A 16,342-nucleotide genomic window follows, 5' to 3' on the forward strand; every position below is an offset into this window, starting at 1 on the left:
TTACTCGGAAATGAACTCGTTCGTATAAAGCTTGTCGAGCGCGATCGGCTCGCTCATCTGCTCGGACTGGACGAACTGGTCGACCATGGCCTGCCAGTCCTTTTCCGACATCTTGCCGAAGGGCATGCCTTGCGTGTTGGCGGTGGAGGTCGCTTCCATCGACAGCTCGAGCTGACGCACGAGCAGGTCGCGGTTGCGGGCCTGTTCCGGCCGTAGCTTGATCAGCGCGTCGACGGCGGTGGCCGGTTCGGCCTTCGCGATCTCGAAGGCCTTGCGCGTGGCCGTTATGAAGCGGCGGGCAAGATCGGGATTGGCCTCGAGCCATTCAGTGTTCGCGGCCACGCCACCCTCCAGCGCAGTGACCCCGAAATCGGCATAGTAGAAATAGCTGAGCTTGGCGCCTTGAGCCTCGAGCGGCGGGACATGGAAATAGGTGACGCCAGTGATGGCGTCTGCCCGCTTCTGCAGGAAGAGTGCCGTCTTGGCTCCGACCGCAGGCGAGATGACGTTGATCTTGGAGGCGTCGGCACCGCCAATGGCTGCGAGCACCGGGAACATCTGGGCCGTGGACTCGGATTGGCTCATGCCGAGCACCTTGCCTTCAAGTTCCCCCGGCGATTTGATGGGGGCATCGGCATGGCTGATGATGACCATGGGCGAACGCTGATGGACGGCGAAAATTCCCTTGAGCGGCATCCCGGCTGAGATGCCTTTCACCATGGTGCCGTAATCCATGAAGCCGATCGGGTCCGTTCCCTGGGCCACAAGCTTGGCCGTATTGCTGGAACCGCTGCCTTCGCCGATCTGAAGGTCGATGCCTTCCTCTTTGTAGAAGCCCTTGTCGATGCCGAGATAGAACGGAGCGTGTGTGCCGTAGATGCTGTAGTCGAGCCTCAGGCCCAGCTTTTCCTGCGCGATTGCGGAGGCACTCGCGGCGACGGAAGCGGCCATGGCCGCGGCGATCGTGAGAATGCGAAGTTTCATGGTTCCCTCTTTTCTGGTTTTGTTAAGAACGATCCGTGGTCAGCGTGAGGCAAGCGCTTCGTCGCTACGCACGCTGATATGCCACGGGATCATCAGTCTTTCGGCGATCTCTACGGCGTAATAGAGCACCAGCCCGATCACCATCAGCGCCATGAGCACGGCGAAGAGCAGCGTCGTGTCGAGATTGGCGTTGGCCGACAGGAGCAGGTAGCCGAGCCCGCTTTCCGCTCCCACCCATTCACCGACGACGGCGCCTACCGTGGCGAAGGCGATGGCCACTTTCAGACCGGAGAAGATCTGCGGCATGGCGAACGGCAATCTGATCTTGAGGAAAGTCTTGAGGGCTGAAGATTGCATGGACCGAGCAAGATCGTTGAGGTCTGAATCCACCGAGCGCATGCCGGCGATGGTGCTGACCACGATCGGAAAGAAAGCCACGGAAAAGGCGATCAGCACCTTTGGAAAGAGGCCGAGACCGAACCAGATGATGATCAGCGGCGCGATCGCGACCTTTGGAAAGGCCTGCGACACGACGAGCAAAGGCATGATGGCGCGCTCGAGCGTGCGCGACCAGACGAGCAGGATCCCTAGCGGGATGCCGATCACGATGCTCAGCAGGAAGCCGCCAAGCGTCTCCAGCGTCGTAATCCAGGAATGATGGATGAGAAAACCGAAGTCGGCGCCCAGCCGTTCCAGCACGGCAAGCGGCGGCGGCAGCAGATAGGCCGGGATCGCGAAAAGCGAAATGGAGAGCTGCCACAAGGCAATCACACAGAGAATTGCCGCCGATGGATAGATCCAGTTTGCTCGCATGTCGCATCCTGCTCTTTATGCCTGCGTCGCCTTGCGGGCGACGGTGTAGCTGTCGCCCCGGATGATCAGATGTCGATCTCGATGAGTTCGCGTGGATATTCCGTGAGGACCTCGCAGCCGTCCTCGGTCACCGCGACGCTCTCGCTTGTCATGAAGCAGAATTGCGGCATGAAGATCGACGGTACGAGATGGAACGTCATGCCCGGCTGCAACTGGGTCGGGTCGTTCGGCTTGAGCGCCAGAAAACGCCCCTCCGCCCAGTTCGGTGGGAAGCCGATCCCGATGCCATAAGCGGTGCGGTGATCGAAATATTGTCCTAGCCCTGCTTTCTCGAAGACGCTCCGGCAGGCCAAATCGACCGCGCCCGACGTCACACCCGGGCGGATCGTGTCGATCGCGCTGTTAAGCGCGTCGATCACCACTTGCGCGTAGTGCTTGTGCTCTGCCGTGGCGGGACCGACAATGCAATTGCGGGCGATCATTGCGTGATAGCGATTGATGTTGGCGGCGGCTTCGAGGAAGACCACGTCGCCGCGTTTCACTTCGCGCCGTTCCCAAGTCGTGAAGCATACGCCTGTCGCTTGGCCAGTAGCGACCAGTGGAACGCGCGTATATTCGCTGCCTGCCGCCGTCGCACCGTGGAGCATTGCCGCGGCGAGATCGTTCTCCGTACAGCCGGGACGGACCGCTTTCACCGCGGCATCGAGACCGGCGACCGCCGCTCTGGCGGCCTGTCGCATGAACGCAAGTTGCTCCGGCGTCTTGATTGTGCGCGCTTTCTCGATGACGCCACCCCAGTCGACGAACCGGCCCGGCATCGCTCGTTCCAGGCTCTTGTAGGATTGCACGCTGAGATAGGTGGAAGCCGTCTCCAGCCCGATCGCCGCGTTGCCCCGGACCCTCGTGCGCAGTAGACCCGAAAGAATGTCGATCGGATCGCTGGTGTCGTCGATCGCCACGAACTCCGCGATATTGTCGTTGCCGAGCGCGACCGCATGGTTGACCTGGCGCGAGACCATGATGGGGCCGCCATCAGGGAGCACCACGACGCATTGGAAGGTGAAATAGCCGATAGAGCGGTAGCCGGTGAGCCAATAGATGCTTTCCGGGTCGAACAGCGCCGTCGCCGCCAAGCCACGCTCGCGCATGTCGGCCTGGATAAGGGCGAGGTTTGCTCGATAGACACTGGACGGAAATGCCAGTTGCATGCGCGCATATTGATCGGCCACGAAAAGCTCCCAATGGCGGTTTTTGCGTGCACCATTAGCGCCGCACCCCATAACTTCCAAATACCAATTCTTTGGTGCAGTATAACCTATTGGATATAGGAGGGGCCTCTTGAACATTCGGGAAATCGAGATCTTCCGGGCCGTGATGATGGAAGGTTCGGTATCACGGGCGGCGCAGCGGCTGATGATCTCGCAGCCTGCCGCAAGCAAATACATTGCCCAATTGGAGCGACGGCTGAACCTTGCGCTCTTTGTGCGCAATGGTGGCCGTCTGGTGCCCACCCCGGAGGGCACCGCCCTCTACGATCAGGTCGAGCGTCTGTTTCTTGGCTTGTCGCAGCTCGAGCAGTTCATGAAGGATCTGGGGGGAGAGAGGCACGGGCACCTGACCGTCGCCTGCCTTCCGCTGCTGTCGCTGACGGCTATGCCGGAAATCATGGCGAATTTCATGCGCGAGCGGCCTTCGGTTTCCGTCGCGCTGCAAACGCGCAGCTCGGCTCGGATCGTGGAATGGGTTTCGGCTCGCCAGGTCGATCTCGGCGTCTGCTTCTGTTTCTCCAAACCACCAGGCATCCTGATCGAGCCGCTCGTCGATCTGGAGCTGTTCTGCGCGCTGCCGCCGGGCGATCCGCTGGAAAGCCACGACATCATCGAGATCGGCGATCTGCAAGGTCGCGATCTCATCACCTACGACCATCTCGACCGCACCCAGTTCTGGCTGGAGGCTCTGCTCGAGCAGGAGAAGGTCTATACGCGCCGCCGCGTCCAAGTGTTCTGGACATCCGTGGCGATGGAACTGGTGATGCGCGGCGTCGGCATTTCGATCGTCGATCGCCTGACCGCTTCGCGCATTCCTGGCGGCGTGGAACAGCTTCGGCCTTTTCGGCCGTCGCTGTCGTTCAACCTCAATCTCGTGTGGCCCGAGCATTGGCCGGCCTCCGGCCTGGCGCGCTCGTTCGCGCGGGAACTGCGTGCCTATCTGGCCGGCGAGTTGAACCCGAGCTCCGCCGAGCCGGCCGTTCAGTGAACCGAACCGATGTGACGCAGCTTGTCGGGATTGCGCACGACATAGATCGCCGCGATCTTGCCGTCCTCGATTTGCAACGCCGTCGTCTGGACGACATCGCCCGGCTCGATCGTGACGAAGCCGGGCAGCCCATCAATGAACGCATAGCGCTGGATCCTGGACATGCTTTTGGCAAAGACACGAGACAAGAAGACGTGGAGCTCGATGACATTGTCGAAGCCCGTGACCGGCTCCGTTGCCGCCGAAGCCTTGCCGCCGCCATCGGCATAGACGATCACGTCCGTCGCCAAGAGCGATCGCAGCTGCTGCATGTCACCGCCGCGTGAGGCCGCGAAGAAGGCTGCCGCGATCTGCAGGCCATGCTCCTTCGGGACATGAAAGCGCGGCCGTGCCGCCCGGATATGGGTTCTCGCCCTACTGGCGAGTTGGCGGCATGCTGCCGGCTCGCGCCCGATCGTCTCCGCGACTTCTTCGAAGCCTACGCCGAAGACGTCGTGGAGAAGGAAGGCTGCCCTCTCCAGCGGCGAGAGCCGCTCCAGCGCCATCATCAGCGGCAGAGTGACGTCGTCATCCATGCCCTCGTCGTCGGCCTCGATGACCGGCTCCGGAAGCCATGGGCCGACATAGGTCTCACGTCGGCGCCGCGCCGATTTCAACTGATCGAGACAGAGGCGCATCACCACACGGCGCAGGAACGCTTCGGGTGCCCGCACCGCATCGCGGTCCGTGCCGAGCCAGCGCAGGAACGCTTCCTGCACGACATCTTCCGCATCCGCGACCGAACCCAGCATCCTATAGGCGATGCGGCTCAAGCGGGGACGCAGCGGATCGAAGGCTGCCGCTGGGTCCTGGCTCGGCGTCGGCATCATGCAGCTTGCCTCTTTTCGACGGGATGAACACCGCGGAACCCGACCTGGACCCGGTTCCAGCCATTGATCGCCACGATGAGCAGGGTAAGCGTCACTTGTTCCTCATCGCTGAACTGTTCCTTCACCTCAGCATAGGCGTCGTCGGGTGCACGTGTCTCGGACACCAGGGTCAATGCCTCTGTCCAGCCGAGGGCCGCACGTTCGCGCGGGCCGTAGAGTGGCGATTCCCGCCACGCGTCGAGCAGGTAGAGGCGTTCTTCGGTCTCACCTTTCTTTCTGGCCTCGGCGGTGTGCATGTGGAGGCAGAAGGCGCAGCCGTTGATCTGGGAGGCGCGGATCTTCACGAGCTCCATTAGGCTTTCTTCCAGACCGCTTTGCAGGATCGTCTTGCCGAAGTCCATCCAGGATTGCATCGGAGCAGGGGCGGCGGCGAACGGATTCAATCTCGGGACCATGATCATCTCCTTCATTGGGATTGCAAGGACAAGACGAGATGGCCCCCGCCCGATGTGACATGCGTCTCAACTTTTTTCATGTCCTCCTGTCGCATCGATGGCGTGATTTGTCCGAACTTCGTCCCAAGATGGAATTTCGCCTTGTATGAAAAGGCATAGGATCGGCTATGTTCGATATCCAAGGAGAACAGGAAATGTCCGTTCGTGAGACCGCGCTGATTGTCGTAGATGTTCAGGAATCCTTTCGGCACCGGCCATACTATCGTGAAGAGGGCGTGCCGGCGTTCATCGAGCGTCAGCAGGCGCTGATCGACGGCGCGAAGGCGGCCGGCATTGCCGTCGTCCAGATATTCCATGTCGAGGAGAGCGGTGTGTTCTCCGAGACCTCGGGCCTTGTGAGGACGCTTGCTCCGCTGAGGATCGAGCCCGACGCCGTCTTCCGGAAACGTCGCCACAGCGCGTTGATCGGCAGCGGCCTCGACGTCTGGCTGACGGAGAACGGCGTCCGCCGCATCATCGTTTCCGGAATCCGCACCGAGCAATGCTGCGAGACCACCACTCGTCACGCCTCGGATCTGGGCTATCTCGTGGACTATGTCGGCGAGGCGACATTGACCTTTCCGATGACGGATGCATCCGGGCGGGAATGGAGCCCAGCCGAAATCAGGGCGCGCACCGAACTCGTGCTGGCCGGACGCTTCGCGCGGATCGCGACAGTCGAGGAGGCACTGGCCGGGCCGGCGAGGAAAATAGCGGCATGACGGAGCCGCCCATCGAGATCCCGGTCTATGTCGTGGTGCGCCGCGCGTGCTGCTGCTCGACGTGGCGGGACCCATGGAGGTGCTGCGCAAGGCCAACCTCGAACAGGACGCCGTGCGCTTCACGGTAAACTATGTGGGCCCATCCTCCCGGACCAGGAGTTCTATCGGGCTGGACGTCACCGGCGTCGCGCCGCTGCCGGAGAAACTCCCCGATGGGGCGCTGGTCGTTGTCTCCGGAGCCGCCGACCTGCCGCTCGGCGGCACCCCGAGCCGTGATCAGGACGCCGTTCTGGAGACTGATATCGTCGCATGGCTGGCGAGTGCGATAAGGCCGGGGATACGACTGGCGTCGATCTGCTCGGGCGCTCTTCTCGCCGCGCGCGCCGGCCTGCTCGACGGCTTCGAATGCACCACGCACCATGAGACGATTGCCGAACTGGCCCGCCTCGCGCCTGCCGCGCGCATTCGCGAGAACAGGCTGTATGTCGAGGACGGCGAACGGCTGACGAGCGCCGGCATCACCGCGGGTATCGACTTGATACTGCATGTCGTTGCGCGGCAGGCGGGTCATGCGACGGCGCTCGCTGTCGCCCGCTATCTCGTCGTCTATCTTCGCCGCGGCGGCAGCGACCCTCAGATTTCGCCTTGGCTTGAAGGACGAAACCACATCCATCCGGCGATCCACCGCGTTCAGGACGCGGTGGCCGCCGATCCCGCGCGCGACTGGTCCGTTGGGGCGCTTGCTCGGGCGGCGGCGGCGAGCCCGCGCAACCTTTCGCGGCTTTTCAACGAGCATGCAGGCATGAGCGTGACTGAATATGTGAACCGCATGCGCATAGCCCTCGCGCGCGAGCTTGTCGCGGCGTCGCGCCTCGACATGGAAAGCGTCGCCGAACGCTCCGGCTTCGCCTCGGCGCGCCAGTTCCGAAGGGCCTGGAACCGGCTCAACGACCTGCCGCCAAGCCGTTTCCGGAACGAGAGAGCGGCCTAGTTCGGCGCGAGATTTCCCTGGTATCCAACCGAGCGCCTGGGTTACATTAGATTTGGCTAAGGTGGGCGGGGATGGAGGCCGGCCTTCGCGCGTACGGGGCGGACTGGCTTGCCGCACCATTGCTAGGCTCGATCGGTGGGGATCAGTGGCACGGCACTTTGAACTGCATGGAATAATTTCGGAGATGACCGAAGCCGTTCAGGCTGCGGCATTGCAGCCGGCGCAATGGCAGGAGGTTGCCGATCGTCTGCCCCGCTGCGTGCCGGGCACGAAGGTCGTCATGCAGGTCTGGGACGGCCTTTCTCCGCCGCTTCCTCTGATATCGAGCGGCTGGAGCCCCGCCACGATCCAGGCCTACAGCGACTATTATTGCGAGATCAATCCATGGCGGCCGGCCTGGCTCGAAATGCCGCCGATGCGTGCCTGTTGGGCCGACGATTATCTTCCCAATCCCCAACTGAGGAAGACGGAATACTACGCGGACATGCTACGGCCGGAGGGAGAGGTTGACGCCGCCACGGGCATCAAGGTCGTTCAGGAGGACGGTCGTCTGGCGATGCTGGCCGTGCACTACGACAGCGGCAAGGGCGAGGAGATGCACGCTGTTTTGGGGCCGCTGGTTCAGGCGTTGGCGACTTCCATGCGGCAGGCGCTGGATGTCAACCGGGCGATCTACCGTTCGACACCCTCCTTGGGGCTCGATCTCGACCTTCTTCATGCCTTGCTCCACCCCGCTTTCATCGTGGATCGGCACTGCCGGGTCCTTGCGGCCAATGCCAAGGCGGAGGAGTTGTTTTCGGGTCGCAATCCTTACGTCGGCGTGCGCGATCTGCTCCACTTCGCCGATGCCAGGATCGACAAGGCCTTCGCCGAAAAAATTCGTCTTCTCTGCAGCGCCGGGCCGGGCGCCTTGTCTTCGATCGAAGATCTCTCGTTGACGCTTCCGCGAGGCGCTTTTTCCATCGCCGTCATGCCGGTGGCCCAGAATCTGCGATCGATGGCCTTGAGCGGAGTGCTGCCGATGTTCCTTCCGGAGGTCGTGGCGCTGGTGGTGCTGCGGCCCCGCTCCGAAACGACGCCGACGGATGGCCTCCAGACTCGCTATGGACTGACCAAGTCGGAGGCTCGGCTGGCGACCGCGTTGCCGAATGGCGGCACTCTGCTCGAAGTCGCGGGTCGGTTGGGCATCTCCTATGAAACGGCTCGCACGCAGTTGCGGGCCGTGTTCACCAAGACCGGGGTCAACAGGCAGTCGGAACTGGTGGCACTGGTCCTCAAGCAGGCGCACGCGCCCTGACCGGGCTCTCGGTCTGCAGCCCACCTCTTGACACTCCTGATGGCAGCGCCAGATCGGTAGCGGCGGCCGCTCGACGCAGCGCCGAGAAGGCCGTTTCATGTTCCGACTCCGGCGTCGGGTGTGGCTATGCTGGCAATGGGCGGTGCTTTCCCAATCAGGCAAGCGGGCTGGAACGGCCAAACACGATCCGGGCGTGGGACATGTCCCTTGCAAAACAATATGAAGGAGAAATGCGATGAGCGTTCGCGATCTCATGCCCTGGGGGCGCACGGGCAGCCAATCTCCCGCAACCTACCGTGATCCGTTCATGAATTTGCATCGGGAGATGAACCGCCTGTTCGACGACGCTTTCCGAGGCGCTGGACTCCCGGCTTTCGGGAGGTTTTCGGGCGAAGGCGGAAGTTGGCCGAGCCTGGAGGTTTCGGAGACGGACAAGGAAGTCCGCGTCATGGCGGAAGTTCCCGGCATGGAAGAGAAGGACATCGAACTGCTGCTCGACGACGGAGTGCTTACCTTGAAAGGTGAAAAGCGGTCCGAAACCGACGATAAGGGGCGCCAGTTTTCCGAAAGAACCTATGGCCGTTTCGAGCGCCGTATACCGCTGGGCGCCGAGATTGCCGAAGACAAGGTGAAGGCCTCGTTCAAGAATGGCGTCCTGACCGTCATCTTGCCGAAAACCGAACGTGCCCAAACAAAAAGCAGGCGGATTGCAATCGAAGGCAACTGAGCGACGTTGCCGGCCCCGGGAGACCGGCTCGGGGCCGGATCTGCCGGTCAAATCGCGGATTTTTCGCGGGCGGGGTGAAGATTTCGTCTATCATCGAGTGCGATACTTGCCCTGCCGGACGACAATCAACCAGAGGGTGGCATATCTTGCGGTTTATCGGGTTGAGAGCCTGAAGTCATGATCGCCGACGGTGGCGGAAAGCCGTCCAGTAGTGTCCGGCTGCGGAGGCTCGCCGGAATATGCCGTCGATCTGTCGAGAGAATGTTTGGGGCTCCCACCCGCCGCGTTTGTCGGAGCACCTACGCGCCCATCCTCGCCTTTATGAACGAGGTGCTGGCGGCCAGGCCGCAAGTCGCTGTTCTGGACCTGACGGAGCTGCAATTCCTCAACAGTTCCGGCATCAACCTTCTGGCCAAGTTTGCGATAGCGGCGCGTAAGCAACCGGAGGTCCGGCTTGCCGTGAAAGGTTCCGCGCATATCCCGTGGCAATCGAAGTCGCTGCCCAATTTGAAGAAACTCCACCCTGCCATGGATATTGCGATCGCCTGCCCCCGGAGCTTTCAAGCTGTTCCCGAGACGTCGCCCGAGCGGGCATCATCCCTTCGGGTGAGGGGGCACTCTACCCTTTGGTGTCGTTTGTAGAGCACTAAAAACTGTCACTATCCGAAGCTGCCGAGCAGTCCAGGCAATGCTCGCGCGGGCAACCAAGGGGGTGACCACATCATGCGGGAAGGTCCTAGCCGCCGCGAAATTGCGTTTGTCGATCCGGCCGTGACGGGTCCGCAATTGTTGCTCGCCGGCGTTAGGCCAGGCATTGAAGCAATCCTTCTTTCCGATCAAGAGCCGGCTCTCCGGCAAATTGTCCGAACGGTGGAGGACAGGGAGGAAGTCGATGCGATCCATGTGATCGCCCACGGCGAGCCCGGCGCGATACACTTTGCTGCGGGCATCTTTTCGAACGAAACCGTAGATGCTTGCGCGAAGGACCTAGACGATATCGGGTCGGCTCTCGCGGCGCGCGGTTGCCTCTTCCTGTGGAGTTGCAACACAGGCTCGGGCGAGCGCGGCGCAGCCTTCGTCGCTGCGCTTGCCAGCGCTGCCGGCGTCCACGTAGCGGCCTCCGGGGCACTGGTGGGTGCGAAGGCGCTCGGCGGAACTTGGATGCTGGACGGCCATGCGGACAGCACCAGAGCCCCTCTTACCGTGAAGTGCATGGCGACCTATCCCGGGGTCATGGCGACGTTCAACGGAACAAGCGGCGGCGACGTGGCGAATGCCACGACAGGAACGATCACGGGGTTCACCGGCGGCACGGCGGCGCAGCTCCAGGATGGCACCGGCGACACCTTCAATGGCGGTAACGGCGCCGACACGATCGTCGCCGGCAGCGGGAACGACACGATTAATCTCGGCACCGGGCAGTTCGTCGCCGGAGAAAATCTCCAGGGCGGCGGCAACAGCGCAAGCGGCACGCGCGATCAGATCATCCTGACGACGGGTGGAACCACAGTCGACTTCTCCGTGGGCTCAGTCTCCGGCATCGAGACCCTGACTGGCAGCATCGGCAATGACACGGTCACGATGACTGCTTCGCAGTGGGCAAGTTTCAGCACCCTCGGCCTGGGGCTCGGCACCGATACGTTGAACGTGCGGGCCAGCGGCAACATCTCGACGCTGCCGTCGCCGACATTGAGCAGCGTCGAGAACTCCAGTCTCACCGGAACAGCCGGCACCGACTCCGTCACGCTTAGCGGCTCCCAGCTCAACGCGATCGTCGCCGGTTCCGGTATCGTCAATCTTGGCGCGGGGAGCGGCGACACGATCAACCTGACGAGCACCTCGACCGACCTGAACACGCTCGGCGCGAGCAACAATTCCATCCAGGGTGTCGAGGCGATTTCGGCGGCTTCGGCTTTGGCGGGCGTCACCATAACGCTCGGCGGTCAGACGGAAGGCTTCGCCATCACTGGCGGCAACCTCAACGATACGCTGACCGGCGGATCGGGAGCCGACACCATCGTCGGCGGTGGTGGTGCGGATACCCTGCAAGGCGGGGCGGGCAACGACATTTTGAGCTATGGCGCGAATGACGTTTCGATCGGCGGCGGTGCCGATATCGACACGCTCATGGTGAACGGGGCCGCCAACATCAACCTGTCGCTGGCCGACCAGAGCATCGGCGACACTGCGAATGTCAGCGGCTTCGAGAACGTCGATGCAAGCGGATCGGCGGCGGCGGTCAACCTGACGGGCAGCAGCGGCGCGAATGTGCTGACCGGGGGTGCCGGCAACGACACGATCCGGGGTGGCGGGGGCAACGACACGATCGATGGCCGCGCCGGAACCGGCGATACCGCCATCTTCAGCGGTGCCATGGCCGACTACACGATCACGCTGTCTGGCACCACGTATACGATCGCCGACAAACGCGCCGGGGCACCGGACGGCACCGACACCGTGACGAATGTCGAGCACTTCCAATTTTCCGACGGGACGCGCACGGCGGCACAGCTCACCACGGCCGGCCCGAACAAGATCGTCCTGGAGAATATGAAACAGGGCAATCCCCAGAGCGAATGGGGCATCGAGGGAGATGGCGATGGGAACATTCAAGGATTCGCCACAGACATAAGCAGGAACATCGGCCAAACGGTCGAATTCAAAATCGCTACCGATTCCACCAACTACCGGATCGACATCTATCGGCTCGGCTATTACGGCGGGGACGGCGCCCGAAAGGTGGACACGATCGAGAGGAATCTCACCACGGCCCAGGTGCAACCTCACCCGATCGTCGACATGTCGCGCGGCCTCATCGACTGCGGCAACTGGGAGGTGTCGGCAACGTGGCAAATTCCTGAAGACGCTGTCTCGGGCATCTACATCGCCAAGCTGGTGCGAGAGGACGGCACGTCTGGGCAAAGCCATATCCCGTTCATCGTCCGCGACGACGGCTCGACAAGCGACATCGTTTTTCAGACCTCCGACACGACCTGGCAGGCATATAATGCCTGGGGTGGGGCAAGCCTTTATTATGGCGAGGTACCGGTCGATCCCGCCGACATGATCGGCTATATGCCGCCCAATTGCAGTTGTGGGCTGACAGCGATCGGCCGCGCGACGGCCGTCAGCTATAATCGCCCCTTCATCACCAATACGAGCCCGGTCGGCGGAACGCACGATTTCATCTTCGGCGTCGAGCATTCGGCGGTGCGCTGGCTCGAGCAGAATGGCTACGACGTCTCCTACATTTCAGGCGTCGATACCACCCGATCCGGAAGCCAGCTGCTCAACCACGACGCGTTCCTTTCCGTCGGCCACGATGAATATTGGTCGGCAGAGCAGCGGACCAATGTGGAGGCGGCACGGGATTCGGGCGTCAATCTCGCCTTCTGGAGCGGCAACGAGGTCTACTGGAAGGTACGTTGGGAAACCAGCATCGACGGCAATGGTACGCCCTATCGCACGATGGTCTGCTACAAGGAAACCTGGGGCGGTACACCTGATCCCAGCGAAATCGGCACGGGCACCTGGCGCGATCCTCGCTTCGCCGATCCCGGGCAAAAGCCGGAAAATGCGCTGACCGGCACAATGTTCACGGTCGACAGCTATAGGCTCGACACCATCACCATCCCCTACGAGATGTCGAACTTCCGCTTCTGGCGCAACACGGATATCGCCGACCTCCAGCCGGGCCAGACCGGCTCCCTGGTCCAGAACCTGCTCGGCTACGAGTGGGATTCCGATGTCGAGAACGGCTTCCGTCCGGCCGGTCTCATCAACCTGTCGCTCTCGACCGTGTCTGTGAATTCCTATCTGCGCGATTACGGCACGTCGATCGGTTCGGCCGACGTGACGCACAGCCTCACCATGTATCGTGCCGAGAGCGGCGCGCTCGTCTTCGGCGCAGGCACCGTCTTCTGGTCCTGGGGTTTGGACGACCAGCACGAAGGCCCGGCCACGCCGATCGATCCGAATGTTCGCCAGGCGATGGTGAACATGTTTGCCGACATGGGCATCCAGCCGCAGACGCTGGACGCCAGCCTGATCATGGCGACAGCGTCGACCGACGCGCTGAAGCCGACGTCGACGATCACCTCGCCCATTCTCGGTGCGACGTTCGCCGAAGGGCAGCGCGTCACCATTACCGGCACCGCCCAGGATTTCGGCGGAGGCGTTGTCGCCGGCGTCGAGGTTTCGACGGATGGCGGGCAGAGCTGGTGGAAAGCCACCGGCAGAGAGAACTGGACCTATAGCTGGATCGCCCAGGCCAACGCCACCTACACGATCCGCTCCCGTGCCGTGGATGACAGTCTCAATCTCGAAGCGCCGTCAACGGGCACACAGGTGACCGTGAATCTGCCCACGACCTCCAGCATATGGACCTTCGCGAACAAGCCTGTTTCCGACACGACACTCGAACGGGACGGCATCGAACTGGGCGTGCGCTTCAAGGCGTCGACCGGCGGCTTCGTCCAGGGTGTCCGCTTCTACAAGGGCTTCTACAACGTCGGGCAGCACATCGTGAATCTCTGGACGGCGGACGGCACTTTGCTGGCTACCGGCGTTTCCACGGGCGAGTCGCTGACAGGCTGGCAGACGGTGATCTTCAACACGCCGGTGCATATCGACGCCGGTGCGAGCTATGTCGCCTCCTACCACACCGGCGGGTATTATCCGATGGACACGGGGTACTTCACGGAGCCCCGCACCAACGGGCCTCTTACTGCCGAGGAGGGGGTGTATGCCTACACCAGCACGCCCGGCGTGTTCCCGGGCAATAGCGGCGGTGGGCGGAATTACTGGGTCGACGTCGTTTTCGCGCCCGATCCGAACGTTGCGCCCGAGGCGCTCAGCGACACCGGCCTCGCGATCGGCAAGAACGGCGTTCTGCTGATCTCCTTCCCGACGCTGCTCGCTAACGACACCGATGCCAATGGCGATCAACTTACGATCACGGCCGTCGGCAACGCGACCAATGGAACCGTGGCCATCGACGCGCAGACCGGCAATGTGATCTTTACCCCCACTGCGGGCTACAGTGGTCCGGCAAGCTTTACATACACCGTGTCGGACGGCCGCGGTGGCACCGACACGGCCAACGTGAGCATCGATGTCGACGAGGAACCGGCCGGCGTTTCGTTGTTCCTGAACAGCGAAGGTCCCTCGGGAGCTGCCATCCACGAAGGCACGCCGATGGAACTCGGCATGAAGTTCACGGCGTCGGCCGGCGGACAGGTGACCGGCATCCGCTTCTACAAGCCGGCTGGAGCCACCGGAACGCATACCGGTTCCCTCTGGTCGACGAACGGGACGCTGCTCGCCACGGTGACCTTCACCAACGAATCCATCAGCGGCTGGCAGACAGCGACCTTCTCGAATCCGGTGACGATCACGAAGGGCACCACTTATATCGCTTCCTACCACACGGCGGGCACCTATGTCGCCGACTCCAACTATTTCGCCAACGCCAAGACCAATGGTTCTTTGACCGCGCCGTCTTCGGCGACGAGCGGAGGAAACGGCGTCTTCGCCTACGGCGCGTCGTCTTTCCCCACGTCATCCTTTCAGTCGACGAACTACTGGGTGGACGTGGTCTTCAAGCAGTCGACCATCAACACGGCGCCGTCGGCCAGCAATGACAGTTTCACGGTCATCAACAACACGCCGCTGGTGCTCGCGATGAGCGCCCTGCTGTTCAACGATACGGATCCCGACGGCGATCAGCTCGAAGTGACCGGCGTTGGCGGAGCGACGAACGGTTCGGTGAGTTTCGATACGCAGACCGGCATGGTCACCTTCACACCCACCAACGGCTATACCGGTCCGGCAAGCTTCACCTACTCCATCGCCGATGGTCGGGGAGGGACGGCGTCCGCGACGGTGAACCTGACGGTCGACCCGCCGAGCACGGCCGAGAGCCTGTTCTCGACAGTGGATACGCCGAGCGTCGCATCGTCGGACGATACCGGCTCGGTCGAACTGGGGGTCAAGTTCACGGTATCGGCCAACGGCTTGATCACCGGCATGCGTTATTACAAGAGCGCGCTCGACACCGGCGCGCATACGGGCTCGCTGTGGATCAGCACTGGGGCGCTGCTGACCACAGCCACCTTCACCAATGAGAGCACCAGCGGCTGGCAGACCGTGGTTTTTTCGCAACCGGTGACGGTGACCGCCGGCACGACCTATGTCGCCAGCTATCATTCCAATGGCCGCTATGCCGTGACGCCCAACTACTTCACGTCGAACCACGTGAATGGCTCGCTGACGGCTCCGTCGAGCGCGACAAGCGGCGGCAATGGTGTCTTCAGCTACGGCACCGGCACCATTTTCCCGACATCCAGCTTCGGCGCGTCGAACTATTGGGTGGACGTGCTCTACGAACGGACCGAGCAAAACCGCAGTCCTGTGGCCAACAACGATGCCGGTTTCTCGACCGGGCACAACACCGTGCTTTCGCTCCAGGCCATGGCATTGCTCGGCAACGACAGCGATCCGGACGGCGACCAGCTCGCCATAACGGGGGTCGGAAACGCCGTGAACGGTTCGGTCAGCTTGAACAGCCAGACCAATATCGTCACCTTCACACCGACCGCCGGTTATGCAGGCAACGCCAGCTTCGAATACACGATCTCGGACGGCAACGGAGGGACGGCGACGGCGCAGGCATCGCTGGTCGTCGGGCCCGCGGGCACGCAGAATCTGTTCGCGTCGAGCGCCACGCCGACCACCGTTACGGTGAATGACACCGGTGATGTCGAACTCGGCATGAAGTTCCAAGCCGACGTGGATGGTTGGATCAGCGGCTTGCGCTTCTACAAGGGCCCTCAGAATGTTGGCCCTCACGAAGCCCATCTCTGGACATCGAACGGGACGCTGCTCGCCACGGCGACCTTTGCCAACGAGACAACCAGCGGCTGGCAGACCGCGTATCTTTCGCAGGAAGTCGCGATCCAAGCCGATACGACATATGTCGTCTCCTATCACTCGAATGGGTTCTATTCAGCAACGGGCAATTTCTTCAATGCCGATTTCTCGAACCAGGACCTCACCGCACCATCGAGCGCCGTGAGTGCGGGGAACGGCGTCTTCGCTTATGGCCCGAGCGGCACGTTCCCGACCAACAGCTTTGCCGCGACGAACTACTATGTCGACGTGGCGTTCAGGCCGCAGCTGGTAGGCTAGG

10 protein-coding genes and 2 pseudogenes are annotated in these 16,342 nt (G+C 62.2%); 7 read left to right on the forward strand and 5 right to left on the reverse strand.

What is annotated here, in order from left to right; all coding sequences use genetic code 11:
- The 3 genes from ACCO56_RS00465 to ACCO56_RS00475 form a co-directional block, all read right to left on the reverse strand.
- Entirely contained in the window at positions 1 to 984 is a 984-nt protein-coding gene (locus ACCO56_RS00465; RefSeq protein WP_433636579.1) for an ABC transporter substrate-binding protein, read from the reverse strand.
- A 39-nt stretch (positions 985 to 1,023) separates the two neighbouring features.
- Entirely contained in the window at positions 1,024 to 1,797 is a 774-nt protein-coding gene (locus tag ACCO56_RS00470; protein WP_433636581.1) for an ABC transporter permease, read from the reverse strand.
- A gap of 65 nt (positions 1,798 to 1,862) precedes the next feature.
- Positions 1,863 to 3,026: a M24 family metallopeptidase gene (locus tag ACCO56_RS00475; protein ID WP_433636583.1), complete on the reverse strand. Its 1,164-nt coding sequence runs from the start codon at positions 3,024 to 3,026 to the stop codon at positions 1,863 to 1,865.
- A gap of 109 nt (positions 3,027 to 3,135) precedes the next feature.
- On the opposite strand from ACCO56_RS00475, the gene ACCO56_RS00480 reads away from it, so the two are divergent.
- The gene (locus ACCO56_RS00480) at positions 3,136 to 4,053 is read left to right on the forward strand and encodes a LysR substrate-binding domain-containing protein (protein WP_433636586.1); all 918 of its coding nucleotides are present in this window, start codon (positions 3,136 to 3,138) and stop codon (positions 4,051 to 4,053) included.
- On the opposite strand, the gene ACCO56_RS00485 is transcribed toward ACCO56_RS00480, so the two are convergent.
- Positions 4,047 to 4,922 (reverse strand): sigma-70 family RNA polymerase sigma factor, encoded by an 876-nt coding sequence (locus ACCO56_RS00485; RefSeq protein WP_433636587.1) that lies wholly within the window; start codon positions 4,920 to 4,922, stop codon positions 4,047 to 4,049. The two genes, ACCO56_RS00480 and ACCO56_RS00485, sit on opposite strands and share 7 nt — an antisense overlap.
- The gene (locus ACCO56_RS00490; protein ID WP_433638269.1) at positions 4,919 to 5,377 is read right to left on the reverse strand and encodes a carboxymuconolactone decarboxylase family protein; all 459 of its coding nucleotides are present in this window, start codon (positions 5,375 to 5,377) and stop codon (positions 4,919 to 4,921) included. The genes ACCO56_RS00485 and ACCO56_RS00490 overlap by 4 nt, the downstream gene beginning before the upstream one ends.
- Before the next feature lie 194 nt (positions 5,378 to 5,571).
- Between ACCO56_RS00490 and ACCO56_RS00495 the strand changes: the two genes are divergently transcribed.
- The 6 genes and pseudogenes from ACCO56_RS00495 (at position 5,572) to ACCO56_RS00520 (ending at position 16,341) form a co-directional block, all read left to right on the forward strand.
- Complete coding sequence (locus tag ACCO56_RS00495; RefSeq protein WP_433636588.1) at positions 5,572 to 6,138, forward strand: isochorismatase family protein; 567 nt, start codon at positions 5,572 to 5,574, stop codon at positions 6,136 to 6,138.
- Positions 6,135 to 7,129: pseudogene (locus ACCO56_RS00500) on the forward strand (GlxA family transcriptional regulator). The gene ACCO56_RS00495 and the pseudogene ACCO56_RS00500 overlap by 4 nt, the downstream one beginning before the upstream one ends.
- Positions 7,130 to 7,313: 184 nt before the next feature.
- A complete protein-coding gene (locus tag ACCO56_RS00505; protein WP_433636590.1) occupies positions 7,314 to 8,426 on the forward strand; it encodes a helix-turn-helix transcriptional regulator in 1,113 nt (370 codons plus the stop codon).
- Between the two features lie 235 nt (positions 8,427 to 8,661).
- Entirely contained in the window at positions 8,662 to 9,153 is a 492-nt protein-coding gene (locus ACCO56_RS00510) for an Hsp20/alpha crystallin family protein (protein ID WP_433636592.1), read from the forward strand.
- 261 nt (positions 9,154 to 9,414) lie between these two features.
- A pseudogene (locus ACCO56_RS00515) lies at positions 9,415 to 9,696 on the forward strand (slr1659 superfamily regulator); the annotation flags it as partial.
- A gap of 180 nt (positions 9,697 to 9,876) precedes the next feature.
- Complete coding sequence (locus ACCO56_RS00520; protein ID WP_433636594.1) at positions 9,877 to 16,341, forward strand: DUF4082 domain-containing protein; 6,465 nt, start codon at positions 9,877 to 9,879, stop codon at positions 16,339 to 16,341.
- Position 16,342: the final 1 nt, after the last annotated feature.

The sequence above is a fragment of the Mesorhizobium sp. 1B3 genome (assembly GCF_050958605.1).
Taxonomy (GTDB): domain Bacteria; phylum Pseudomonadota; class Alphaproteobacteria; order Rhizobiales; family Rhizobiaceae.